This is a genomic window from Oscillatoria salina IIICB1, from assembly GCF_020144665.1.
GTDB lineage: Bacteria > Cyanobacteriota > Cyanobacteriia > Cyanobacteriales > SIO1D9 > IIICB1.
This window is the reverse complement of the sequence record NZ_JAAHBQ010000042.1, coordinates 14915-38732: the sequence shown is the minus strand read 5'-3', so window position 1 is coordinate 38732 and position 23818 is coordinate 14915. Positions and strand designations below refer to the sequence as shown.

Genomic DNA, 23818 nt, shown 5'->3' with positions numbered 1-23818 from the left:
AGTCTAAGGTCAAACCACCCTGAGATATTGTAACTTAACCTCTTTCACAGCCGAGACGCGATCGCCAGTACAATTTATTAAGAAAATTCAATTTTCTGCAAAAATTCTCTTTAGTAACTCGTGACTATTGACTCACTACTCCAACCATTTCAACGCTTTGGTGTTCATCTCGGACTCGCTCGTATTGAACAACTTTTAGCTGATTTAGGCAATCCTCACCAGCAAGTACCAATTATTCATGTTGCAGGTACTAACGGTAAAGGTTCGGTTTGTGCTTATCTTTCATCAGTATTAACTGAAGCTGGCTACAAAGTCGGACGTTATACTTCACCTCATTTAGTAGATTGGACAGAAAGAATTTGCTTAAACGAACAGCCAATTTCGACCACAGAATTAGAAAAAATTCTTCAACAAATTCAAGCAGCGATCAATCTACAAAAAGAATCTCCCACACAATTTGAAGTTATCACTGCTGCGGCTTGGTTATACTTTGCTCAACAAAAAGTAGATATAGCCGTAATCGAAGTAGGCTTAGGAGGAAGATTAGATGCAACTAATGTTTGTCACGATCCTTTAGTCACAATTATTACTTCAATTAGTTTAGAACATTGGCAACGTCTTGGTCCTACTGTCGCCGATATTGCGAGAGAAAAAGCTGGTATTCTTAAGCCCAGTTATCCCGCAATTATTGGTAACTTACCAAGGGAAGCTAAAGAAGTAGTTGCGAAGCGAATTCAAGAATTAAATTGTCCCGCAGTTTGGGTAGAACCCGCACAGAAGCTATCAGATAATTGGGCAGAATATCAAAATATAAAATATCCTTTACCCTTATTAGGAGAAGTACAATTAATCAACTCAGCTTTAGCAATTTGCTGTTTACAACATTTGCAAGAACAAGGTTGGAAAATACCGCTACAAACTATTGAAAATGGGATGGCAAAAACTCGTTGGTTAGGGCGACTGCAATGGTTAACTTGGAACCACCAAAAACTACTTATTGATGGCGCACATAATCCAGCCGCAGCCGAAAGTTTGCGTCAATATGTAGACACCCTCGATACAAAAGTTACTTGGGTAATGGGGATTCTTGCTACTAAAGATCATGCTGATATTTTTCGAGCATTATTACGTCCTGATGATAAATTATATCTTGTTCCAGTACCCGACCACAGTACAGCCGAGCCAGAATATTTAGCAAATTTAGCTCAAGAAATCTGTCCTAATTTAGCAGAATGTCGCACTTTTCCGGAACTTTTTGCTGCTTTAAATACAGCAATTCAAGGCAAAAGTCAAGTAGTTTTGTGTGGTTCTCTTTATTTGATTGGTTATTTCTTGAAAAGAGAATCGGAGATTAGGGATTAGGGACTGGTATTTTCAGTTACCAGTTAACAGTGAACAGTGACCTAATAACTGTTCACTGTTATTTCTCAATCCCCAGCTAAAATCAAGAAATTTGATTCCAGGTTTCGGCTGCATCAGCAACAGCTTGTTCGACAGTTTTTTCACCTAACATTGCTGCTTGTAAATTCTCATAAATTGCCTTTTGCAGTTGATTGAGGTTTTCCCTTGCAGGAACTAAAACTTCTGCATCTTTGATTTGCATTGCGCTAACTTTACGTGCTTCTTCCACCGCAGTTGCATTCTCTTGCTGTTCGATTTGTTCGATATATATTTGCAAAGCTTTAGTAGTAGAAGGAAGCACATTAGCCGCTTGAGCAAACGCTAATTGATTTTCGGTATTAGTAACAAATTCAGCAAACTTTAGTGCCACTTCTGGTTTATCGGTATCGCGAGGAATTACTAAATTCATGACTGCAACATTCTTCTTCCCTGTTTCACCTGTAATTTGCGTTGCTGCTGCGGAAACTTCAGCAATTTTGGGAGCATTATTAGCAATTGTTTTGAGGAACTCTGCACCAGAAGAAAGTAAAGCAGTTTCTCCTGCTTGATAAAGTTCGATTCCATAACGATGTCCTTGAGTAAGAACTTCCGGAGGTAAAAGATTTTTTTGATACAAATCAACCCAATATTGAAAAGCAGCAATACCTTCAGGAGTATTAAACGCTGCTTTGCCATTTTCATCGACTAAAGTAACATTCATTTGTACCAAAGACTCTAATACTTCACCAGAATCATTAGGTACAAAAGTAGCGAAAAACGCATATTTACCTGTTTTTTCTTTGACTTTTTCCGCGACTTCTGCTAACTCAGTGTAAGTCGCTGGTGGTTGGGTAACATCAGCTTGTTGTAACAAATCTCGATTGTAGATAGTAACGCGCGTGGTAAGATACCAAGGAAAACCAAAACTAATATCCGCGATCGCGCTAGCATCCCAAATATTTGCTAAATACTCTTGCTTTACCTCTGTGGGTACTTGCTTATTTAAATCCAACCAAGCATTGCGCGTCGCTAACTGAGAAGCAAAATTAGGATTTAGGTTAACCACATCCGGCGCAGTTTTCGCACTCACCGCCGTTAAAATTTTACTTTCCATCGCCGCCCAAGGCACATCCACCCAACGCACTTTGACCCCTTGATTTTCCGCTTCAAATTTGGTAATGAGGTCATTAAAATACTCAGTAAACTGTGGTTGTAGTTGCATCGTCCAGAATTCCAATTCCGGACTATTGGAAGTCGAAGCACCCCCACAACTAACTAGCCAAGTTAACAATAACCCAAACAGCGCCCATAAACCGAAACGTTTAATTTTGGTAATTATACTCATTTGCTCAAGAAGAAAAAAGTAGAACCAAAGCGAGATTTGTAATTGTCTTATGAAAGAAAAAGAGTGAAATCCGAGAGTGAAACACCAGTATATTTTAAGGGATTGGGGATTAGCGATCGGGGATTGGGCGATAAGAGAGACAAGTGAAGATAAACTGATAACTGATAACCGCTCACTGTTCACTGGTAACTTTTCACTGGTAACTGGTAAACTTTTGCCTGGAAAAAGATGCCAAGGGTGCTGAATCTAAGCTAAATTGATTACCATCACAAGCGCATAGCGAAGGTCAGCGTAGCCATCGCGCTTCAGTTGCTTTTTCTTTCTCTCAAAAGCGCTAGCTTTACCTAGGTTGATAAAAATATGATTAGTCGTTTAAAAGGCATTTTCTCAAAAAAAAGTCACGGCATCGGCATCGAAGTTGCTCCGGAAAGACTAAATCTCGTACAACTGCGTCAACAAGGACAAGTATACAAACTTGTCAACTATCGTTCAGTAGAAGTTCCCGAAGGAATATTTGAAGAAGGACAAATAGTTGACTCACCCGGACTAGCAGAACTAATTCAAGAAACCCTGGCAGAAACTAAAATTAAAGCTACCAAAGTAGCTACAGCCGTACCGATGCGGGAAGCAATAATTCGGATTATTCCCATTCCCGCCGAATTAGATGACAACGAATTACGCGAAATGGTTCTCAACCATGAAGCAGGTTTATACTTACCTTATCCTCGTGAAGAAGTCGATTTAGACTATCAAAAATTAGGATTCTTCCAAGATGAAGACGGTATTGAAAAAGTACAAGTGCTGCTAGTTGCTACCCGCAGAGAAGTTACCGATAGTTACTTAGATACCTTCACCCAAGCAGGATTGTACGTCGATGTCTTAGAGATTAACAGCTTCGCCTTAATTAGGACAATCAGAGAGCAACTGCGACAATTTGGTTCCAACGAAGCGGCGGTACTCGTGGATATCGAATTTGACAGCACCGAAATCGCGATTATCGTCGATGGCGTACCGCAGTTTTCCCGTACTGTACCCATTGGAACCTATCAACTGCAAAGCGCCCTTTCCAGAGCAATGAATTTACCAGTATCGAGAAATACCGAATTATTACAAGAAATGACGATACCCGAAACCCCAGCCGACGGTATCCGCACAGGTGCAACTGGGATTAATCCTGGTATGGCAGCATTATTAAGAGTTTTAGGAGAATTAGCAGACGAATTGCGTCGTTCGATCGACTTTTATTTGAATCAAAGCGAAAATTTAGAAGTAGCGCAGCTATTACTAGCAGGTCCGGGAGGAGGAATAGGACAACTCGACGACTTTTTCACCCAACGCCTTAGCTTACCGACAACGAAATTAGATCCGGTAGCAGCGTTATCCTTAGAAATGGAAGAAGAAATTCCCGAGATCCAACGACCGGGATTAGGAATTGTCTTAGGTTTGGGAATGCGAGAGGTATAAAACAGAGGGATAAGATAATGTATAGTTTAGATGTCAATTTTCTCAAAGATCGCCCCGAATTAAATCCAGAAAAACCAAAAGGTAGAAAACGCCAGAAGCTCGATTTGGGAGAAAAAGCCCCTCTATTGGCTGGAATAGCTGCATTGCTGCTCTTACCAGCACTTGTCGGCGGTGTTTGGTATTTCTTGACAACACAAACCGCAAAAGTAAACCAGGAGATCGCGGAACAAGATCGACAGATTGAGGAACTCAATGCTCAAGCGCAGAGTATCGAGCAACTAGAAGCGCAAATCCAGCAAGTGAATGCAGACGTAAACTCACTCGCGAGCGTCTTTTATCAAATTAAACCTTGGTCAGCAATTTTACAGGATATCCGCGATCGCATTCCTCCAGGAGTGCAAATTAGCTCGATCGAACAAAGTGAAGTTGAAGGTTCAACTTCTGCACCTGCGGAAGATGGCGAAGCTACAACAACCTCAGTACCAACAATTCAATTAACCATTCAAGGTGCAGCTATTTCTTTTAACCAAGTCAATGACTTTTTGCTGACACTTCAACAGTCGGACTTACTTGCTAATGAAGAAACTAGGCTAATTGGCGCTCAATTAACCAATAACCCAGCCCAGTTAGTAATCCCTGATAACCAACAATCGGAGAATGTTACAGTAGAACTCCCAAAAGTGGTCGAATATACAATTTCTACAGAACTGACCAACAAACCAGCTTCCGAGTTAATCAGACAACTCGACGAAAAAGGTGCTACAGGATTAGTAACTAGACTGAGAACTATCGAGCAACAAGGAGTAGGTAAATAATGACTTACGCACAAGATGAATTTATTCCCGAAGGTGCTGAATTAGAGGAAAATCCCGAATATCCCACCGCCTTTGGGATTACTTTTACCCCCAAGGTAAGCGGTGTTATTTGTGCGGTTTTAGGAGTAGCCGCCGCCGCCTACCTCGGCATTAACTTCGTTAAACCTGCTTGGGAGGTATATCAAGAAGCACAAACTACTAAAAATACCAAACAAGAAGAAATTGACCTCAGAGAAGAGCAACTAGACCAAGCTCCACTACTAGAAGCCGAACTTCAACAAGCTCAAGCTCAAAGACAACAAGTCTTAAACTTGTTTGCTAATGAAAGAACCTTAGATACTTTATTGTTAGACCTGAATCGTTTTATCGAATCTAGACAAGGACAGTTGGTCAATTACCAACCTATTGAAGAGAAACCAGTTCCGATTGAAGACGGTTCCTATGGCAGTGGCGTTAATGGTAAGCTGAAACGCCAAAGCGTTGAAGTTACTGTCGAAGGTGGTTTTGATGCTACGCGATCGATTCTGCGTAACATTGAGCAACTACAATCGCTGTTAGTTGTCAAAGACCTTACTTCTAATGTCGCGGAAAATCAAGTTCTTGTTTATGAAAACGGTAGGCTCGTTCCCCAAGGTCAACCCAAACTGGAAACTAGCTTTAGGTTGGATGCACTCCTACCGTTGAGTGAGGAAGAATTAGCGGAAGCGGCTGAGGAAGCGGCTGAGGAAGCGGCGGGTGAAGAAGGTGCTGAGGGGCAAGAGTAAAAATAATCAAGAAACAACGCAAAATTAGCACTGCTGATGGTAATTAATAAAAAGTGGTGTAGAGGAAATAATATAAATGCTTTTTTGAGCAGCTTAGGTTGAGGAGTGAATGGTGAAAGATTACCAAAGTCAGCTAGGAATTTGGGTCGGCGCAACAGTGGTTTTAATGGTAACGCAGCCAGTTTATGCCGCTAGCACTCAGGTAACAGGGGTGGAGATTAAGCCCAATGGCAACAGTATCGAATTGCGGCTTTCAACTAATGGCGGTGAGGGGTTGCCACAAGTATTAACTGAAAATCGAGGCAATGAGCTAGTAGCAAATATTATGAATACTCAGCTTAAGTTGCCTTCGGGTCAGAGTTTTGTGCAAGAAAACCCGATTCCGGGTATTTCTTCGGTTGAGGTAACTCAAGGAGATAGTAACAGCGTGCGGGTGGTTGTTCGAGGTGAAAGTAGTCCTCCTCGACAACAAATTCTTCAGCAAGAAGCTCGGGCAATTACCCTGAGTTTGGGACTGGCTGAAGATAATCAGGCAACATCGCCGACTTTGAGTGCTGAAAGTTCACAGTCTCAAGAATCTCCAGTTGCTCAAACTCCGACGGCAGTTGAACCTGCGAAACCAGAAATTTTGTTTCCTGACCCGGAAATTACGATTGATGGTACTCCGGCTCCGGCTACGGGTGTGGTGCAACCTGTTTCTCCGGCACCGCCGTTTTTACCGAGGGCGGTGGCTCCTCCAGTGGGAGATATTGCGGTAGCCAATATTGATTCTTCCCCAGAAATTCTGGATTTGGGGACGGCAGCTAGGGTTCCTCGTTTGGTATTGCGAGAAGCTCCGGTGCGGGAAGTTTTGGGATTGTTGGCTCGTTCGGCGGGTTTGAACTTGATTTTTACAAATACGGAGGGAGAAGGAGTTGACTCAACTATTTCTCTCGATTTGGAAAATGTTCCGGTACAAGATGTGTTTAACTACGTGCTTCAGGTTTCTGGTGTGGAAGCTAGTCGTAGGGATAATACTATTTTTGCTGGGTCGCAATTGCCTTTATCGACTCGCCGTTTGGTAACTCGTACTTTTCGTCTCAATCAAGTTGAGGCGGCTAATGCGGCGGCGTTTTTGGCAGGTCAAGGGGCGGCAGTACAAAGGTTAGTGACACCAATTACGGAAACACGGAGTCCGACGACGGGTGCGGTGGTGGAACGGCGAGAAGAACCTGCCGAACTGCAACCTTTGACGGTTAATCAGCCAGAAGGAGGCGGTCCGTTGTTGCTTCAAGGACTTTCGGTGGCGACAGATGACCGACTCAATGCTTTGACAATGGTGGGTGAACCGCGCAAAGTGCAAATTGCGACTTCTTTCTTGACGCAGCTTGATGCTCGTCGCCGTCAGGTGGCGATTAATGTGAAAATTGTTGATGTTAATTTGGCGGGAACTGAGGCTTTTAATGCGAGTTTTTCGTTTGGAGTCGGCGATGGGTTCTTTGTTCAAGATAATGGGGCGGCGATTTTTAATTATGGTGGTTTTAATCCTCCCGACCAGTTGACGGTGACGGGTAGTTCCCTTTCTCCGCCTGTAATTACTAATCCTTTTGCTGGTGCAACGATTTTTCTCGATCCTAATAGTACGATCGCTGTTCCGGGAACGGGAACTGGAGAACGCAGAATTGTTGATGGAGAACTGGTCTTTGATTCTCCTCCGGGAGCGGGAATATTTTTAACGCCGAGGGCTGAGATTGGTGACGATCCTTTTGATGTGGGAATTACTGATGTAACTTTAGGAACTCGTAATGTTACTCAAGTTGATATCACTCCCGCAGTTCCTCCGACTCAACCGCAAATTATTACTAACCCGGTGACTGGTGAGATTACTTTTGTTCCCGGTACGGCAGGTATCCCCCAAAGTAGAGATACTACGTTTACCGCAGGAGATGTTGGTGAGATTACTACTTCTTTGCCATCTTTGATTCAGTATCCGACTAGGTTTTTGAGTTTGTTACAGGCGCAAATTACGAGCGGGAATGCGAAGATTTTGACCGATCCTACTTTGGTGGTGCAAGAAGGACAACAGGCTACTGTTAATCTGACTCAAGAAGTGGTGGGAAATATTGAAAGTGAGACGGAATCTGCTGAGGGTATCGTGACGAGAACTGTTACCGCAGAAATTAAAGAGGCGGGTTTATCGCTGACGGTTAATGTCCAAAGAATTGATGATAATGGTTTTGTCACGTTATCAGTAGAACCGACGGTAACGGCGATCGGTAATGTACAAAATTTAGCTGTTGGTGATGATATTAACCAGATTGCTTTACTACAACGACGGGAACTAAATTCTGGTTTCATTCGCTTGCGAGATGCTCAAACTTTGATTCTGTCGGGTATTATTCAGGAGTCAGACCGAACGGTTGTCTCGAAGGTGCCGATTTTGGGCGATTTACCGATTATTGGGGCTTTGTTTAGAAGTACAAGCCGGGATAATCAACGACAAGAGGTAATTGTGTTGCTTACTCCGCAAATTATCGATGATAGCGAGCGTTCTGCTTTTGGCTATAATTACACTCCCGGACGAGAAGCACAGGAGTTTTTGGAACGGCGCAGATTTGATGTTCCTAGAGGTAGGGAGTAAGTCTGGTAACTGAACTTACTCACTAATTCCTCGTTCCTTTTCAGAAGGGGAAAAAAGGATCTCACCTTTTCCCTTTTTTTTTGCAAATTTTTATTACAATAATTTGACAAAAAGTCAATTGCATAGTAAGAGAATTAGTTTTTTAGGGTTCAAAAAAGCGATCGCCAAAAAAAAATCGCGAAATCTACATAAATTAAAGGTTTCAGCTATCCATATCGGGCAAGCTTCGCATAGAATAATGCAGTGAAATATTGAGCTAATGCGTATTTCAGCGATTGATAACGCAAAATACTAGTTTAAAGACTCACCTCTAGCTTTAATTAAATAAAGACAGAGGAAGTCTGAACTAGATAGTTCGACAAAAGAAAAGCAAAAAGGAGATATTGAATGAATAAAGGCGATTTAGTTAACGAGATTGCAGAAAAAGCGAATGTAACGAAAAAACAAGCGGATGCTGTCTTGACTGCTGCTTTGGAAACGATTATGGACGCAGTTTCTAACAACGATAAGGTGACGCTGGTTGGTTTTGGTTCTTTCGAGCCGCGCAAACGTAAAGCTCGCGAGGGTCGTAATCCTAAGACTGGCGATAAGATGGAAATCCCAGAAACCGTTGTTCCTGCTTTCTCGGCGGGTAAACTGTTTAAAGAAAAAGTCGCACCGAAGTAATCTTCATCGAGACGCTTCGAGGAAGTTTGTGAACAGACCTGTTCATGGGGGAAATTTAGCTTGGGCAGCCACAGTTGCAGGCTGTTCCCCTTCCTCAATTGCAGATTTTTCAGCAAGTATTAACCCGTTGGGACCGCCAGAAAGCGCGAGAAAAGCAATTCAAAACAATTTGAAGCTTCTTTCAGCTTATCCAGACCCGGACTACTCTGAGTTGCGTTCCGCGCTGGCTGAGTTTCATCAGCTAGCGCCAGAATGGATTTTGCCCGGTAATGGTGCGGCAGAGTTGTTAACTTGGGCTTGCCGAGAATTGTCTCAACGGGAACGTACTTTTCTGTTGGTTCCTGCTTTTGGGGATTATGAGCGGGCGCTCCTGGCTTTTGGTGCTAAGGTTGAAAAGTGTTTGCTAGATTGGCGTAGAAATGGGCGGCTTGTCTTGAGTTGTCAAAATGTTGGGGAAAAGCCAAATCGGAAAGTGGCGGGATTGTTACTCAATAATCCGCACAATCCTACGGGGCAAATTTGGACAGTGGAGGCGATTTTAGCTTATTTGGAGGAATTTGACCTAGTAGTCATAGATGAAGCCTTCATGGACTTTCTACCACCCGATCGCCAGCAAAGTTTGATTCCCTGGCTAAAAAAGTACAGAAATTTAATAATTGTGCGATCGCTAACGAAGTTTTACAGTCTTCCGGGGCTAAGATTAGGTTATGCGATCGCGCACCCAGATTTTCTCCAACGTTGGCAGCAGTGGCGCGATCCTTGGACGGTGAATGTCCTCGCTGCGGCGGTGGGAGCAGCAGTAGTCAAGGATACAGAATTTCAACGGCAAACCTGGGATTGGTTAATTCCCGCACGAGCAAAACTATTTCAAGGTTTAGCAGCGATCGAAGGGTTACAACCTTTTCCTAGTGCGGCTAATTTTTTGTTAGTAGAAACCCAACAACCAAGTTCTCAATTGCAGTTAAAATTACTCGAAAACTGTCAAATTTTAATCCGCGACTGTTTGAGTTTCCCCGAACTTGGATCTCGCTATTTTCGGGTAGCAGTTCGTGACGAAGCCGAAAATCAGCGTCTATTAACAGGTTTAGCAACTACTTTGAATTATGGCAGTTGAGTACGATTTAATCGTTATTGGCGCTAGCAGAGAGGGAATTTATGCTGCTTTGACTGGGGCTAGATTTAATGCCCGCGTCGCCCTTGTCGAACAAGGAATTTCCCAACAAAATCACGCTTGGGGAGAGATAATTAAAAGTCGCACTCTTAGCCACAAAACTCGTTTACATCAGTTTTTGGAGCTAGAAAAATTAGCAACAGAAGTTTCTTTTTCTATCCAAGATCGACTCGCAGCCGCCGGGGAATGGGCGACGGAAGTTTTATCTACTTTGGCAGAAGAGTCCGCCAGTGCGGTATTAGCTACTGTGGGAGTAGATGTAATTCAAGGTTTTGGTGAATTTGTCCGGTTGCCAAATCAAGCTTTTGTTGTTGAGAAAAGACGTTTGCTCTCCCGTACTTATTTAGTGGCGACAGGTGCGCATTTAGTAGTACCAAAAGTTGCTGGAATTGAAGAAATAAGTTATTTGAAAATTGACGATATTTGGCAGCAAAATAAATTGCAACCTCTGCCAGAAAATTTAATGGTAGTTGGGGGCGATCCTCAAGCAATTGTCTTAGCTCAAAATCTAGCTAAACTAGGTAAAAAAATTACTTTAGTAATTCCCAATGAACGGATTTTGCTCGCGGAAGATGGCGAAGCTGCGATGCTTATTCAAGCTGAGTTAGAAGCGGAAAAAGTGCGAGTTATTACTCAAAGTCCACTTACGCAAATCAAAAAAATTGAGCAAACTAAATGGATACAAGTAGGAAATCGAGCGCTGGAAACTGAAGAAATTATTTTTGTTGGTGAAAAACAAGCGAATGTTGCAGGTTTAAATTTAGCTAGTGTAGGCGTTCAATTTGGGCGCGAGGGTATTAAAGTTAACGAAAAATTGCAAACAACTAATCGGCGAATTTATGCTTGTGGAGACGTAATTGGTGGCTATCAATTTCCCCATATTGCTGAATATGAAACTAAGATTGCTTTAAAAAATGCTTTGTTTTTCCCGCTATTTAAAGTCGATTATAGTTATCTTCCTTGGACAATTTTTACCGAACCAAATTTAGCAAGAGTTGGGATGACAGAAGCCCAAGCAAGACAGCGTTATGGTAAAGAAGTATTTGTCGTGCGAGAATATTTTCAGAGTAATGCTAGAGCACAAATTTTGGGCGAAACGACAGGATTTTGTAAATTTATCATCCGTCGTCAGGGAGAGATTTTAGGAGCGCATATTGTCGGTGTCGAAGCAGGAGAATTAATTAGCGCGATCGCTGTAGCTATTCAGCAGAAAATTAAACTTAGCGATCTGGCTAAAATTTATTTTCCTTCCCCCACTTTAGCAGAAATTATCGCCAAAACTGCTAGAGAAGGGGAAAGACAGCGCCTCAGTGAAAATAAGACTTTACTCAACTTATGCGATCGCTTTTTCGATTTCCGCCGCAATTGGTCGAAATAAAATCTGCATATCATATAAAAGCTTGAAAGTCAAGGAGATAATTTCGCTTTTTTAGCGCGAGATTCCAGATACCATTCTGCCACGGCGGGAGTCCATTGTTGAAGATGCACAAACAGCAATTCGCAAAACTTTTGCGCTTCCAATTGAGCATCTTTTTTCCAACGTAAATCGAGTAAATGAAGTAGCGATCGCAGATTACAACTCAAAACAAAATGCTGTCTAGCATCAAAAGGAATCAAACCCCTAGCGTGTTCTTCTGCTAAACCCTCAGCAATGCTTTGTTGATAGCGTTTACAAGCATCTTTACACCATTTTACATCTTCTTGGCGCTGTTCTTCGGAATAAAAATAACGCTTACCTTGGCGATTAGTATACTTTCCTACCGGACGCAAATAAAACACATCTTCAACATCCTTTATTCCCGCAGCAACATCAATAATTCTTTGCCCCGTATAACGAAAAGAATTATGAACAACGATGCCATTGCCTACAAAATTATGCCATTTTCCAGCAACTTCTAGATCGTAAGTTATTTGTTCGCCTAGATATTCAACCTTGACAACTTTGACAGGATGGGCTTTCAATTTTCTTCCTGAAGATTTAGCCTTAGCTTTCCAATTAACAGGTTGTAAAATTGGTTTAAATTGAGACATTTGTGCAATTTGTTCTGCACTTCGCCCTTTTTCAATTTGGTCGCATAACCATTGCTGATTTCTGTCAAGTCTATTACCTGCTACAGCCAAGCCATTACACAAGATAAAACACTCTTGTTGAGTTGTAATTACCCTATTATCTAAAGCTGTTATTAAACCCACAGCTTCACCCATCGTTTGCCAACCTTGAGAGGTTAGTAGCCGATGATTTTGCGTACAATCTAACGTTTTCCCATCTTCAAGAGTAAGGCGATATACAGGTTGTTTTCCACTACAAATTACATCTTGAATATGTCCAATTTCAAAGAATCCAGTTTCTTCATTAAGAACTCGCAAGCGCATTTTCTGAATGCGTTTTTTGCAGTCACGACGATACTCTCCAGGTGGTTCATTATTTCTACCTCGAATATTTTTTTGTCGAACCGATTTTTCTCCATTAGCCCAAAGATCGTAGAGTTCTCCAATTGTCTTTTTCAGTTTCTTGTTAGTTTCGCCATTGCAGTTAACAAAAGTAATTTCTGTATCCGCAGCTAGACACTGAACATCAAAACTTACACCGACACGATGAGTGCGTATTTGCTGCATCATCGAGTGAGGAAAATAGCCAATATTAAAAGTGATTTGAGGATGTTCTAAGGGTCCAAAATGTCCGCGATCGCCAGCCAACAAATGCTTAACAATTAATTCCCCTGCTCGTTGTTCGTTAGGAAATTTATCTCGATTATCCACCACAAAATATTCAGAATAATCTTGGTGCATTGCCGCCCAAACTACTTGTTGAGGATTAGGTGTAGAAGCAATAACTTCAACTCGAAATTTATCCATTTAATTATCTTTTTACTTTAAAATTGCTATAATTGTTTTGGTACTTTTGTAGCTAACTAGCTAAACTTAGGCTGATAGCTTTAAAAGGAATAACCCATTCTACACCTTTGGCATAATATCTTTCTGAGGGACATGGAACTGCTTTGACTTGAAAATCTGGTGAATTTGTTGTTTCTTTTAATTCAAGAAACTGTTGGTGTTGTTGGTTTGATAAGGTAATGGAGGTACAAAAATCTTCAGAGTGAACAATTATCATGTAGCCATCTTTTTCCTTACCTACCATATAATCACCACTAATTATTAAATTGAGTTCTTTCATTCCCATATTGGCAATATACCAATGTCCATAATCAGGACGGAAGTTATTAGGTAAGATTCTATTTGCTTCTTCAAGCCATTTTTTAGCTTTTTCTTTTAACATATCTTCTGGCAAATTTTCCAAGGCTTTGCCGTAATTAGGATCTCGTTGCTTGCGTCGTTTTGCTTCGCCCATAATTTCCTCGCTCTTTTTAATAATTATTAAACTCTAGAGAAGACTACTGTTTCCGGTTGATCTTGATATTTACCGCGTCGTTTTTCATAGCTAACTGCACAAGGATCGCCCTCTAAAAATAATAGTTGAACAACTCCTTCATTGGCATAAATTCGACAATCAGCACTAGAAGAATTGGAAAATTCCAAGGTCAAATGTCCTCGCCAACCAGCCTCAGCCGGAGTTAAATTAGCAATTAACCCGACACGCGCATAAGAACTTTTGCCGATACAGAGAACGGTGATATTGTCAGGTACTTGGAGCTTTTCTAATGCTACACCGAGTCCGTAAGAATGAGCGGGAAGAATGAAATATTGACCGTTAACATCTTCATGTAAACGGACTGGTTCGAGATTTTCTGGGTTAAAATTTTTGGGATCGACAACTTTACCAGGAATATGGCGAAAAACGCGAAATTCTTGGGGAGAAAGTCGGATATCGTAACCAAAACTACTTAATCCATAAGAAATAACTGGTAAATTATTTTCCAAGCGACGAATTAATTTTGGCTCAAAGGGAGAAATCATTCCTTGAGCCGCCATTTCTGTAATCCAAAAATCGTTTTTAATCACGGTTTTATTCTCATATAAATTCAGTAGAGACAGTAGAGACGTTGCACGTAACGTCTCTACATACCTTATCAGTTTCTTCCTATTTTCCCAGTCCCTAATCCCCAATCTCCAGTCCCCAATCACGGTTGATGAGAACTTTGTAAGCTGGATCGGTAGTTAGATTTCGAGTTGCGGTTTCTAGCTGGGCAATCATTGCTGGTACGACTGGCAAATTAGTGAACAATATCTAGGGTTAATTTGCTATTTTCTTTCCTATCGAACACTATATGTGTGCCTTTCGTCAATACTGCTCTAAAGGTAAGCTATTTTAAGTTTGTGTGGTAACAGGAGCGGAAAAATGGTGAGACTGGTGATGTTAGGAGGATCGGGTGCAGGTAAGGGAACTCAAGCGCGAAGACTATCGACTCAGTTAGGGATTCCCGCGATCGCTACTGGAGAGATTTTACGAGGTGGAATTGCGGCTGACACTACTTTGGGTAAAAAAGCAAAACCTTACGTCGAGAAGGGAGAATTAGTACCAGATGAGATGATGATCCAGTTCATGCGTCAGCGTTTGCTTGAGTCTGATATTAGCAAAGGTTGGGTCTTAGATGGTTATCCTCGTACGGCTTTTCAGGCTGAGGAGTTAGATTTTTTATTAGAAAACCTCGAACAAAGGTTAAATTGGGCAATTTACTTACAAGTGAGTGAAGCTGTGATGATGGCAAGGTCTTTAGCGCGATCGCTACCTGACGATCGCCCCGAAATCCTCCAGCGTCGTCTTCAAATGTTCCGCGATCGCACTATACCCATTTTAGAATATTACGATCGCAGTAAGAGACTTTTGACAATTCCCGCCGAGGGAGATCCAGCACAAATTGAGCGGGAAATTTTACATAAACTTAATTTAACTAGTTAATCTTCTAGTTAAACTAAGCTATTTTTAGGTGATTACACATAGGTTTGTTTGAATCTTTTTTATCTTTTTCTGTGTAAGCTACGTCGCCATTTCCGAGATTAGAGGCTAATTTTAAATTAGCTAATTATTTCTTAATTTTCAATTCAAATCTATGTTAAAGCCTTACGTTTTCCCTAAGCAAGTGCCAAATATTGTTATACTTTTACAAGCAATTTATCAGCAAATTTTCACAAAAGCTTATCTGAAAACGATCGCCGTTATTCTGGCGATCGTTTTAATTGGTTTACCAACTGTAGATGACTATGGACTATCTGTAGACGAACCCACAGAAATTGCAATGCTCCGCAGAAACCTAGAGTTAGTTACAGAAGACAAACATATTCCTGGAGATTTAAGATTTTTTGGCACATTTTTTAACTTAACTGCGGAAGGAGTTTTTCAAGTCAAACAATATTTAACGAACGCTGGAGATTACAACCCTCTTAACTATAAAACCCAAGCAGAAGATGAACAAGCAAAAATAGAAGCTTTAGCTGCGAGAGTTGAAGTCAAACATTACGTTACTTTTTTCTTTTCTTTAATTACTTATGCGGCTGTTGCTTGTTTAGTTGGAATTCTTGCTGGCTGGAATTATGCTTGGTTTGGTGCAATGAGTTTAGCATTTTTACCGCAATTTTGGGGACACAGCTTTTTTAACCCAAAAGATCCGCCATTTGCAGCTATTTTTACACTCACAACTTTAGCCGGAGCTTATTTAATCAACTATTATCTACGAAGCGATAAAGAAATCAAACCCGGATTGAATCGCGCCACTTTATACACAGCTTTATTTGGCATTCTCGTTGGGATTTTAAGCGGAATTAGAATTGGTGGCTTTTTAGTTCTCAGTTTTATTTTAATTGCTTATTTTTTACTAGCTTTAAACCAAAAAGCAACTCGAAAACAATATATTAACTTTGTCGGATTATATCTAATTATTTGTCTCAGTTGGTTTGCTAGCAACACCATTTGGTATCCCGCATTTTGGAGTAATCCCATCGGCGGTTTTCTCGAAACAATAAATTATCTTTCCGGACATTTATTGAGAATCAAAGTCTTATTTGCAGGAGAAGAAATTTTTATCCAAAATGTACCCCGACATTACCTCATCACGTGGATGTGGATGACAATTCCACTAATATTTCAAATAGGATTTCTTCTCGGTATCGGCTTAATTCTTGCCAAATACAAAAAACTATCTAATTTGCAAAAAACTACAGCAATTTTAGGATTTTGTCAAGTAGTTTGTTTACCCTTAATCGCCATTATCAAAAACTCGCCCATTTACGACGGAATGCGGCACTTTTTATTTACCTTACCAGGAATCGCCGTCTTTACCGCCACAGCAGCAATTTGGATATATCGACAACTGCCCAAGAAAAACCTGAAAATAATAGCAGTAACATTTATTGTAATCGTATATAGCGCGATCGCCGCAGAAATGATTGCTTTACATCCCTATCAATACATCTACTTTAATCGCATTTCCGGCGGCTTACCAGCAGCCCACGGACACTACGATACCGAATATTGGGGCTTAAGTTTGCGCGAAGGAATCGAATGGATTAATCAACAAAACACTCCCCCAAATACCACAGTTTTAGTCAACGGATTTCTTTACTCAGCGCAACTTTATGCTGCCCCCAACCTCAACTTAATCGACTACAAAAAAACACAACCCACAACCTTACCCAAACCATTTTACTACCTAGCCTGGTCGCGCTGGAACGCCCCCGAAAAACTACCACAATGTAAAATAGTTCATCAAGTAACCCGTCAACAAACCCCACTAACAACAATCAAATATTGCCAATAACCCAAACAACAAAACTTCTTAGCATCTTTCTTAGCGCCTTTGCGTCTACTCGAAACGAGAACGGCTCCGCCGAATGCGCGAAACAAAAAAACACTTAAATCGCCACCATCCATGTTATTCTCAAAAAGAGATAACGAGGCAAACATAATGACCCGGCAACGTCCCGATGGTCGCAAAAAAAATCAACTGCGTCCAATTCGCTTCCAGCGAGATTATACTCGTTTTGCCACCTCTTCTGTCTTAACAGAATGTGGCGACACCAAAGTTCTTTGCACCGTCACCATTGAAGCGGGCGTACCACCTTTTTTAGTTGGTAGTGGAAGCGGTTGGCTAACTGCGGAATATCGAATGCTACCCGGTGCAACTCCTCAACGCCAAAAACGCGAATTTATCAAACTTTCGGGACGTACCCAAGAAATTCAAAGATTAATCGGACGTAGTTTGCGCGCAGCGATCGATCTAAAAGCAATTGGAGAGCGTACAATTACAATTGATGCTGATGTTTTGCAAGCTGATGCAGGAACGCGCACAACTTCAATTACTGGCGGTTATGTTGCTCTCGGTTTAGCAATTGAGAAACTCTTAAAAAATGGTGATTTAGACACTTCTCCTTTACGCTATCCCGTCGCTGCGGTTTCGGTAGGAATTATTGAATCAGAAATATATCTAGATTTAAATTACCCGGAAGATGTCGCTGCTGAAGTTGATTTTAATGTGGTGATGACGGGAAATTTAGATTTAATTGAAGTTCAAGGTACGGCTGAGACGGGAAGCTACAGTCGCAGTCAGTTAAATCAGATTTTAGATGTTGCAGAAAAGGGAATTAAAGAGTTGGTTGAAGCGCAAAAAAAGGCTTTGAAAAGTTAAGTTGATTGGGTGGTTGATGACGGGATAAAGCCCTAACTATAGCAGAAAACGAGTTAGCTCTTGACATGATCAGCGAAACTCAGGCGTGGCGATCGTTTTTCGTCTGCTCTAGCTATCAGGAAAGGAAAAATACGTTAGCTGTGGCGATGGCTACGCTGATAAGAGTGGAAGTTTTCTCTTGGGCTGGAAAATGTAACGAAGTGCAAAGTATAATGAATCCCAGTATACACTAACCACTAATTGGAATTAGAAAGATTAAATGCGAGTAGCGATCGCGGGAGCTGGTTTAGCAGGACTTTCTTGCGCCAAATACTTAACTGATGCAGGATATACTCCGATTGTCCTGGAACGAGAAAATGTTCTTGGTGGCAAAATTGCCGCTTGGCAAGATGAGGATGGAGATTGGTACGAAACTGGACTTCACATTTTCTTTGGAGCATATCCGAATATGCTTCAGTTGTTTAAGGAATTGAATATTGAAGATCGGCTGCAATGGAAAAAACATACGATGATTTTCAATCAGCCGGAAGCACCGGGAACTTACTCTCGGTTTGATTTTCCTCGTCTTCCTGCCCCTTGGAATGGTGTGGTAGCGATTTTACGCAATAACGATCTGCTTACTTGGGGTGAAAAAATCCGCTTTGGCATTGGTTTGATTCCGGCAATGATTCGGGGTCAAAAGTATGTTGAGGAAATGGATAAATATACTTGGTCGGAGTGGATGAAAAAACAAAACATCCCCCCCAGGGTAGAGAAAGAAGTCTTTATCGCCATGTCGAAGGCGTTAAACTTTATTAATCCTGACGAGATTTCTGCAACAATTTTACTGACGGCTTTGAATCGTTTCTTACAAGAAACTCATGGCTCAAAAATGGCTTTTCTGGACGGTTCGCCGACAGAAAGATTGTGTCAGCCGTTAGTTGATTATGTGACTAATAAGGGTGGCGAAGTGCGTTTGCATGCACCAGTCAAAGAGTTTTTACTAAATGAAGATAATACAGTACGAGGCTTGCTGCTCAAGGGTGGTGAGGTGTTGACAGCAGATGCCTATGTATCGGCGATGCCTGTTGACCCCTTAAAATTAATCTTGCCTCAAGCTTGGCGAGAAATGGCTTATTTCCAAAAGCTAGAAGGTTTAGTTGGGGTTCCGGTAATTAATTTACATTTGTGGTTTGACCGGAAATTAACTGATATCGATCATTTGCTCTTTTCGCGATCGCCTCTTCTCAGTGTTTATGCTGACATGAGCAATACTTGTAAAGCTTATGCAAATCCGGATCGCTCAATGCTGGAATTAGTTTTAGCTCCCGCTCAAGATTGGATCGGCAAATCAGACCAAGAAATCATTCAAGCGACAATGGCAGAGTTAGAAACTCTTTTCCCAGATCATTTTAACGGCGAAAATCAAGCTAAACTGCTTAAATATCACGTTGTTAAAACTCCTAGGTCGGTTTATAAGGCAACTCCTGGACGACAAGCACATCGTCCCCACCAAAAAACACCGATCGCTAACTTCTATCTTGCAGGTGATTACACTATGCAAGAATATTTGGGAAGTATGGAAGGAGCCGTGCTGTCAGGAAAATTAACCGCAGCCGCGATCGCTGCCGATTTTCCTCAGCAATTGAACTCCTCTACTACACCTGCTCAAGCTGAAGTGTCAGCCCCTCGTCAATTGACTTCCTCGTTAGATACTAAAAATTTCTGACCTGGATTGTCTCAATTAATTATTGCTTATTAAAAATAAGTGAACGCTAAAAACTCAGGTTTAATTTAGGCAATGATGCTAAATTAAAACCAATAGAAAAATAAAGAAACTGGAAAAATAACCCGACTAAAATGAGTAATTTTTCCAGTTTCTTTATTTTCTTGAAGATTAAGCGATCGAAGTTCACAAAAATTTACCGATTGATGTCTTCTTTACTACCCATTATCAATAATTTTCATTAATTGAAAAAAACTGGTCAGCAAGCAAACCCTGTAAGTTTCTTGAAAAGAACTTTCTAGCTAATTTGCTGAGATCGAACTCAGGTAAAGATCGTAGCAAGTAAACCTGTAAGTATAGCTAGCTACAATAGCGAGTCTCAGGTCGGACTTTTTACCCTTTGTAAATTAACTAAGCTAATTTTCATAAGTTAGGGGGTGCGGATTGTAAGATGAGGGATGACACTCACGAGCAATTTAAGTAACATTACAGTACACAATCGTATTTCATGTAAGTGATGGAGTAATGAATGAGGGATAGTGAGACAAGAGAAAAACAAAAAACTGGAAAATATGGACAATAGGGGGTATAGGCTATGGAATTTAGCGTGGGGAACATTGTCAGTGCTGGCTTGCGGATCTATCGCGATCGCTTCAAAACTTATTATGGTTTAGCATTCAAAGCTTATTGGTGGATACTCGTACCAATTTATGGTTGGGCAAAATTTGCTGCCATTTCCGGACAAATCTCTCGTCTTGCTTTCAATGAAGTTAGGGAACAACCAGAAGCAGTAAAAGATGCTGAACGCCACGTGATGCGACGAATGTGGGACTTTTTCTTTGCCGGAATCTCGATCGGTTTGATTATATTTGGGATCTTATTCATCAGTTTTTTCATTCTCGGAATTATTTTTAGCATTGTCGTTGCAGCAGTAGTTGATGTAGGTGCGAACCAACAGCCGAATATAGGAATAATTATATTTGTTGGTTTAGGAGGATTCGTAATTGTTTCTCTGTTTTTACTAGGCTATATTTGGCTCTATTCTCGCTTTGCGATCGTTGAATTACTGATAGCAGTTGAAGAAAACATCGGCGCAACAAATGCTATCAGTCGTAGTTGGAATTTAACTCAAGGTTTCGTGTGGCGATTAGTGGGAGTATTTACGGTAGCTTTTTTGATTACACTACCGATTTCAATTATTATTCAGATCGTCAGCAGAATCTTACAACTTGCTTTCACTCTATTGCTCAATCCCGATGCTCCTAATCCTGGTCTTTTTTTGTTACTCTACTATTCGATCCTTTTGCCAATAAGTTTTGCTTCTGGTGCGCTTTTAGTTCCTTTTTGGCAAACAGTTAAAGCCGTTATTTACTATGATTTACTCACTCGGAAGGAAGGTTTAGGTTTGGAAATGCGCGATCCTGGTTTGTGATAGCTTGTTACTATCTAATTCTAGAAAGAAAGAGAAGTTGATTTCTTACTATCGTTTTTTGAAGCAAATGGAGAAAGATTAGAAACATTTCTTGATTACTCGAGCGAATAATTTTTTGAGAAGTTTTTGGCTATGCACTTTTTTAATCGAGTTACACTGCAAACTCCAGAAAGTGTGGAACTAGATTTCACTTTAGCGGGTATAGGTAATCGAGCTTATGCTCTCTTAATAGACTATATTATCTGGAGTTTAATTTTATTATTTTTTATCCTAGGATCGAGTTATTTATCGATTCAACTAGTAGATGTTTTCTCAGAAGTAATTGGCGATAATGTCGATCTAGAATTGTGGTTTTTTTCAATTCAACTAATAATTACTTTTGCTATTTATGTCGGCTATTTTGTCTTTTTTGAAACTTTATGGCGAGGTCAAACTCCTGGTAAGCGGTTCGTAAAAATTCGGGTAATTCGTGATGATGGTCGTCCGACAAGATTGCAACAAGCAACTTTGCGTGCTGTCCTCCGACCTGTAGACGATCTTATGTTTTTGGGAGTGTTTTTAATTATTTTTAGTAAGCAGGAAAAGCGGTTAGGAGATTGGCTAGCAGGAACGATTGTAATTCAAGAAGAACGATCTATTAATGCGGCTAATTTTTCAGTTTCTCCGGAAGCGGCAAATTTGGCATCTCAGCTAATTTTAGAAGCAGATTTATCTCGTTTGATTCCTGAAGATTTTGCGATAATTCGCGAGTATTTGCAGCGAAGAAAAATAATGACACCGCCAGCTAGAATTGAGAAAGCGAGACAGTTAGCTTATCAAGTGAAAGATATTATTGGTTTGGAAGTTATTCCCGAAAGAGTTACGGCGACACAATTTTTGGAGGCTGTTTATGTGGCTTATCAACAATAATCTAATGATGTTAGATTTTAGTTTGATAGAGACGTAAAGATGCTACATTTCTCCAGAATTAACTTGTGCTTCGCCTGCGGTAACAATTACACACACCTTCTACAGAATCTAGTTCGTAGGCGATCGCTCCTGGATCGTTTCTCATTTGTTATCGATCGCTAGAGGAGTTTCTCAGTTTGTTACCAGCGAAGATTAAATTATTTCATTATCACATTCTTTTATTTTTGTCAAGCAAAGCTCGCTTTTTGCTGAGCGAGAAACTTCGCGATCTCATCATCCCATCAATTCAGTCTTCAGTTCCTCTAGTAAAGGTATCAAAAAAGACACATATCTCCGATTTGAATGAGGTAGCTTGGCGGAGTATCTTTTACAATTGAAGGTAGACTAAGTACATATACTAAGGGACACATTACCTATGGCTGGTGGCGATGTAAATACCCCGGCATCTCTTTCCGATCGAGAATTGCAAATTATCGAGCTAGTAGCTGCTGGCTTGACTAATCTCGAAATTGCACAAAAACTAGAAATAAGTAAAAGAACTGTCGATAACCATATTAGTAACATCCTTAACAAAACTTCCACTGATAACCGCGTGGCATTAGTGCGCTGGGCTTTGCAGTGGGGAAAAGTTTGTCTTGATGATGTTAACTGTTGTTCTTTACCTTTTCCGCAAAACCAAAACGAATAAAAATAACACGATGAGAAAAACACACTAGGTGTAATAGACGCAAAATAAAGATTTGCCGTTAGTTGCTGTCAGGAACGCTACAGTTGAAATAATCATTTCCTTGCTCGATCGTAGCGAGTGCCAAAGTTGAGTGCCAAATTGAGGGCAGCCCTGTAGCTAATGAATATTGAGAAAATTTATGAATAATGCTGCTTCTATTTCTAGCAATTTCTGGGAGTTTCGGGAACCAACTCCCCAACCCAATCAAGACAGCGATCTACTCGCCAAATTTAACTTTGTTCCTGGACTAAAAGAAATTCTCCTTCTGCGTCAGGTTCACGCCTTGGAACACGCTACTGTTTGGGTACTTAGTGAAACAGCCCAGAGTAATTTTAGCTCTGCTGGTAGTAAGTCTTCCACCGCGATCGATGACGAAAGTTTAGGAGGGCTTTCTACCGAAGCTGGATTTTATTTGTACGGACAAGTCAACCCAGCTCATTTAAGGCGTGCAGTGATGACAGCTTTAAATCGCTTACGTGCGGGTGAATGGGATTTAGCTTTGCATCCGAGATGCGGAACAAATTTATCAGTAGCGATCGCCTTAACTGCCGCGATATTCGGTACTAACGTACTATTATCCCCCAGAGAACCCCTAGAACAACTGATCGGTTTGGGAGTGGCAACAACTACAGTTTCTCAACTAGCACCCGATTTGGGAACCCTCGCCCAAAAGTACCTAACTACCTCAATCCCTTTCAATTTAGCAGTGGAAGATATCTACGAAACTTACGATTTTTGGGGACATCCCGCCTATTTCGTCCAGGTACGCTGGCATTAGTTGCAACAAAACTTAAAATCAAAAATTAACAGTGAGTGGCTCCCAGATAGTACGCTGTGATTAAAGCTAAACGAGGAATCGCGATGGCAATAGAAAGAAAATCAAAAGTTAGAATACTCCGTAAAGAATCCTACTGGTATCAAGATGTCGGCACAGTAGCTACTGTGGACAAAAGCGGCATTATCTATCCAGTCATCGTTCGTTTTGATAAAGTTAACTACGCCGGAGTAAACACCAATAACTTCGCTTTACACGAACTCGAAGAAATTGGCGGCGGCGCACCCAAGAAAGGGAAATCAACGCCAACAGCTTCGGGCGGTAAGCAGACTAAAATGGATCCCGGCGGTCGTACAACCAGTAGTGGTGAAAATGCCCCCACTAAGGACGCTTCAGCAGAAGAACCTGGTGGCGGTAGCGCAGATAAAGAGGGCGATCCTAACCAAGGTACGGAAGCACGTTAAT

Annotated in this window: 21 protein-coding genes; 17 read left to right on the top strand and 4 right to left on the bottom strand. The window is 41.1% G+C overall.

Going from position 1 to position 23818, the window contains the following annotated elements; translation table 11 throughout:
• Window positions 1-120: 120 nt before the first annotated feature.
• Entirely contained in the window at window positions 121-1362 is a 1242-nt protein-coding gene (locus G3T18_RS13990) for a bifunctional folylpolyglutamate synthase/dihydrofolate synthase (RefSeq protein WP_224411182.1), read from the top strand.
• Between the two features lie 82 nt (window positions 1363-1444).
• On the opposite strand, the gene G3T18_RS13985 is transcribed toward G3T18_RS13990, so the two are convergent.
• Window positions 1445-2725 carry an ABC transporter substrate-binding protein gene (locus tag G3T18_RS13985; RefSeq protein ID WP_224411181.1) on the bottom strand — a complete coding sequence of 427 codons (1281 nt, stop codon included), beginning with the start codon at window positions 2723-2725 and terminating at the stop codon, window positions 1445-1447.
• Between the two features lie 360 nt (window positions 2726-3085).
• Here G3T18_RS13985 and pilM point away from each other — a divergent pair, with 360 nt between their 5' ends.
• The 7 genes from pilM (at window position 3086) to G3T18_RS13950 (ending at window position 11603) form a co-directional block, all read left to right on the top strand.
• On the top strand, window positions 3086-4189 hold the full coding sequence (pilM, locus tag G3T18_RS13980; protein ID WP_224411180.1) for a type IV pilus assembly protein PilM: 1104 nt from the start codon (window positions 3086-3088) through the stop codon (window positions 4187-4189).
• Between the two features lie 17 nt (window positions 4190-4206).
• Window positions 4207-5004 carry a PilN domain-containing protein gene (locus G3T18_RS13975; RefSeq protein WP_224411179.1) on the top strand — a complete coding sequence of 266 codons (798 nt, stop codon included), beginning with the start codon at window positions 4207-4209 and terminating at the stop codon, window positions 5002-5004.
• A complete protein-coding gene (locus G3T18_RS13970; RefSeq protein ID WP_224411178.1) occupies window positions 5004-5768 on the top strand; it encodes a hypothetical protein in 765 nt (254 codons plus the stop codon). The genes G3T18_RS13975 and G3T18_RS13970 overlap by 1 nt, the downstream gene beginning before the upstream one ends.
• 109 nt (window positions 5769-5877) lie before the next feature.
• A complete protein-coding gene (locus G3T18_RS13965; protein WP_224411177.1) occupies window positions 5878-8388 on the top strand; it encodes a type IV pilus secretin family protein in 2511 nt (836 codons plus the stop codon).
• 387 nt (window positions 8389-8775) lie between these two features.
• On the top strand, window positions 8776-9054 hold the full coding sequence (locus tag G3T18_RS13960) for an HU family DNA-binding protein (protein WP_224411176.1): 279 nt from the start codon (window positions 8776-8778) through the stop codon (window positions 9052-9054).
• 28 nt (window positions 9055-9082) lie between these two features.
• Window positions 9083-10168 (top strand): threonine-phosphate decarboxylase CobD, encoded by a 1086-nt coding sequence (gene cobD / locus G3T18_RS13955; RefSeq protein ID WP_224411175.1) that lies wholly within the window; start codon window positions 9083-9085, stop codon window positions 10166-10168.
• The gene (locus G3T18_RS13950) at window positions 10158-11603 is read left to right on the top strand and encodes a dihydrolipoyl dehydrogenase family protein (RefSeq protein WP_224411174.1); all 1446 of its coding nucleotides are present in this window, start codon (window positions 10158-10160) and stop codon (window positions 11601-11603) included. Before cobD ends, G3T18_RS13950 begins: the two co-directional genes overlap by 11 nt.
• Before the next feature lie 29 nt (window positions 11604-11632).
• Here G3T18_RS13950 and thyX read toward each other — a convergent pair whose 3' ends face one another.
• From thyX to dcd, 3 genes are read right to left on the bottom strand one after another with little or no spacing between them, the layout of a single operon-like run.
• Complete coding sequence (thyX, locus tag G3T18_RS13945) at window positions 11633-13081, bottom strand: FAD-dependent thymidylate synthase (RefSeq protein WP_224411173.1); 1449 nt, start codon at window positions 13079-13081, stop codon at window positions 11633-11635.
• Between the two features lie 52 nt (window positions 13082-13133).
• Window positions 13134-13574 (bottom strand): hypothetical protein, encoded by a 441-nt coding sequence (locus G3T18_RS13940; protein ID WP_224411172.1) that lies wholly within the window; start codon window positions 13572-13574, stop codon window positions 13134-13136.
• 26 nt (window positions 13575-13600) lie between these two features.
• Window positions 13601-14185 (bottom strand): dCTP deaminase, encoded by a 585-nt coding sequence (gene dcd, locus G3T18_RS13935; RefSeq protein WP_224411171.1) that lies wholly within the window; start codon window positions 14183-14185, stop codon window positions 13601-13603.
• Between the two features lie 337 nt (window positions 14186-14522).
• On the opposite strand from dcd, the gene G3T18_RS13930 reads away from it, so the two are divergent.
• The 9 genes from G3T18_RS13930 (at window position 14523) to G3T18_RS13890 (ending at window position 23817) form a co-directional block, all read left to right on the top strand.
• Entirely contained in the window at window positions 14523-15083 is a 561-nt protein-coding gene (locus G3T18_RS13930; protein WP_263480412.1) for an adenylate kinase family protein, read from the top strand.
• Between the two features lie 181 nt (window positions 15084-15264).
• The gene (locus G3T18_RS13925; protein ID WP_224411170.1) at window positions 15265-16938 is read left to right on the top strand and encodes a hypothetical protein; all 1674 of its coding nucleotides are present in this window, start codon (window positions 15265-15267) and stop codon (window positions 16936-16938) included.
• Between the two features lie 147 nt (window positions 16939-17085).
• A complete protein-coding gene (gene rph / locus G3T18_RS13920; RefSeq protein ID WP_224411169.1) occupies window positions 17086-17805 on the top strand; it encodes a ribonuclease PH in 720 nt (239 codons plus the stop codon).
• Window positions 17806-18064: 259 nt separating this feature from the next.
• Entirely contained in the window at window positions 18065-19513 is a 1449-nt protein-coding gene (pds, locus tag G3T18_RS13915; protein ID WP_224411168.1) for a 15-cis-phytoene desaturase, read from the top strand.
• Between the two features lie 592 nt (window positions 19514-20105).
• Window positions 20106-20942, top strand: coding sequence for a DUF975 domain-containing protein (locus G3T18_RS13910; protein ID WP_224411167.1), 837 nt, complete (start codon window positions 20106-20108; stop codon window positions 20940-20942).
• Between the two features lie 132 nt (window positions 20943-21074).
• Window positions 21075-21851: an RDD family protein gene (locus G3T18_RS13905; protein WP_224411166.1), complete on the top strand. Its 777-nt coding sequence runs from the start codon at window positions 21075-21077 to the stop codon at window positions 21849-21851.
• A gap of 415 nt (window positions 21852-22266) precedes the next feature.
• Window positions 22267-22539, top strand: coding sequence for a photosynthetic electron transport-dependent transcriptional regulator PedR (gene pedR / locus G3T18_RS13900; RefSeq protein WP_224411165.1), 273 nt, complete (start codon window positions 22267-22269; stop codon window positions 22537-22539).
• Window positions 22540-22717: 178 nt separating this feature from the next.
• Window positions 22718-23356, top strand: coding sequence for a DUF6391 domain-containing protein (locus G3T18_RS13895; protein WP_224411164.1), 639 nt, complete (start codon window positions 22718-22720; stop codon window positions 23354-23356).
• A gap of 83 nt (window positions 23357-23439) precedes the next feature.
• Window positions 23440-23817, top strand: a complete 378-nt coding sequence (locus tag G3T18_RS13890; RefSeq protein ID WP_224411163.1) for a photosystem I reaction center subunit IV — start codon at window positions 23440-23442, stop codon at window positions 23815-23817.
• The last annotated feature ends 1 nt before the right edge of the window (window position 23818 follow it).

Coding starts and splice junctions, on each gene's coding strand:
- G3T18_RS13985 (WP_224411181.1), bottom strand. CDS start 2,725: ATGAGTATAATTACCAAAATTAAACGTTTCGGTTTATGGGCGCTGTTT.
- pilM (WP_224411180.1), top strand. CDS start 3,086: ATGATTAGTCGTTTAAAAGGCATTTTCTCAAAAAAAAGTCACGGCATC.
- G3T18_RS13975 (WP_224411179.1), top strand. CDS start 4,207: ATGTATAGTTTAGATGTCAATTTTCTCAAAGATCGCCCCGAATTAAAT.
- G3T18_RS13970 (WP_224411178.1), top strand. CDS start 5,004: ATGACTTACGCACAAGATGAATTTATTCCCGAAGGTGCTGAATTAGAG.
- G3T18_RS13965 (WP_224411177.1), top strand. CDS start 5,878: ATGGTGAAAGATTACCAAAGTCAGCTAGGAATTTGGGTCGGCGCAACA.
- G3T18_RS13960 (WP_224411176.1), top strand. CDS start 8,776: ATGAATAAAGGCGATTTAGTTAACGAGATTGCAGAAAAAGCGAATGTA.
- G3T18_RS13950 (WP_224411174.1), top strand. CDS start 10,158: ATGGCAGTTGAGTACGATTTAATCGTTATTGGCGCTAGCAGAGAGGGA.
- thyX (WP_224411173.1), bottom strand. CDS start 13,081: ATGGATAAATTTCGAGTTGAAGTTATTGCTTCTACACCTAATCCTCAA.
- G3T18_RS13940 (WP_224411172.1), bottom strand. CDS start 13,574: ATGGGCGAAGCAAAACGACGCAAGCAACGAGATCCTAATTACGGCAAA.
- G3T18_RS13930 (WP_263480412.1), top strand. CDS start 14,523: ATGGTGAGACTGGTGATGTTAGGAGGATCGGGTGCAGGTAAGGGAACT.
- rph (WP_224411169.1), top strand. CDS start 17,086: ATGACCCGGCAACGTCCCGATGGTCGCAAAAAAAATCAACTGCGTCCA.
- pds (WP_224411168.1), top strand. CDS start 18,065: ATGCGAGTAGCGATCGCGGGAGCTGGTTTAGCAGGACTTTCTTGCGCC.
- G3T18_RS13910 (WP_224411167.1), top strand. CDS start 20,106: ATGGAATTTAGCGTGGGGAACATTGTCAGTGCTGGCTTGCGGATCTAT.
- G3T18_RS13905 (WP_224411166.1), top strand. CDS start 21,075: ATGCACTTTTTTAATCGAGTTACACTGCAAACTCCAGAAAGTGTGGAA.
- pedR (WP_224411165.1), top strand. CDS start 22,267: ATGGCTGGTGGCGATGTAAATACCCCGGCATCTCTTTCCGATCGAGAA.
- G3T18_RS13895 (WP_224411164.1), top strand. CDS start 22,718: ATGAATAATGCTGCTTCTATTTCTAGCAATTTCTGGGAGTTTCGGGAA.
- G3T18_RS13890 (WP_224411163.1), top strand. CDS start 23,440: ATGGCAATAGAAAGAAAATCAAAAGTTAGAATACTCCGTAAAGAATCC.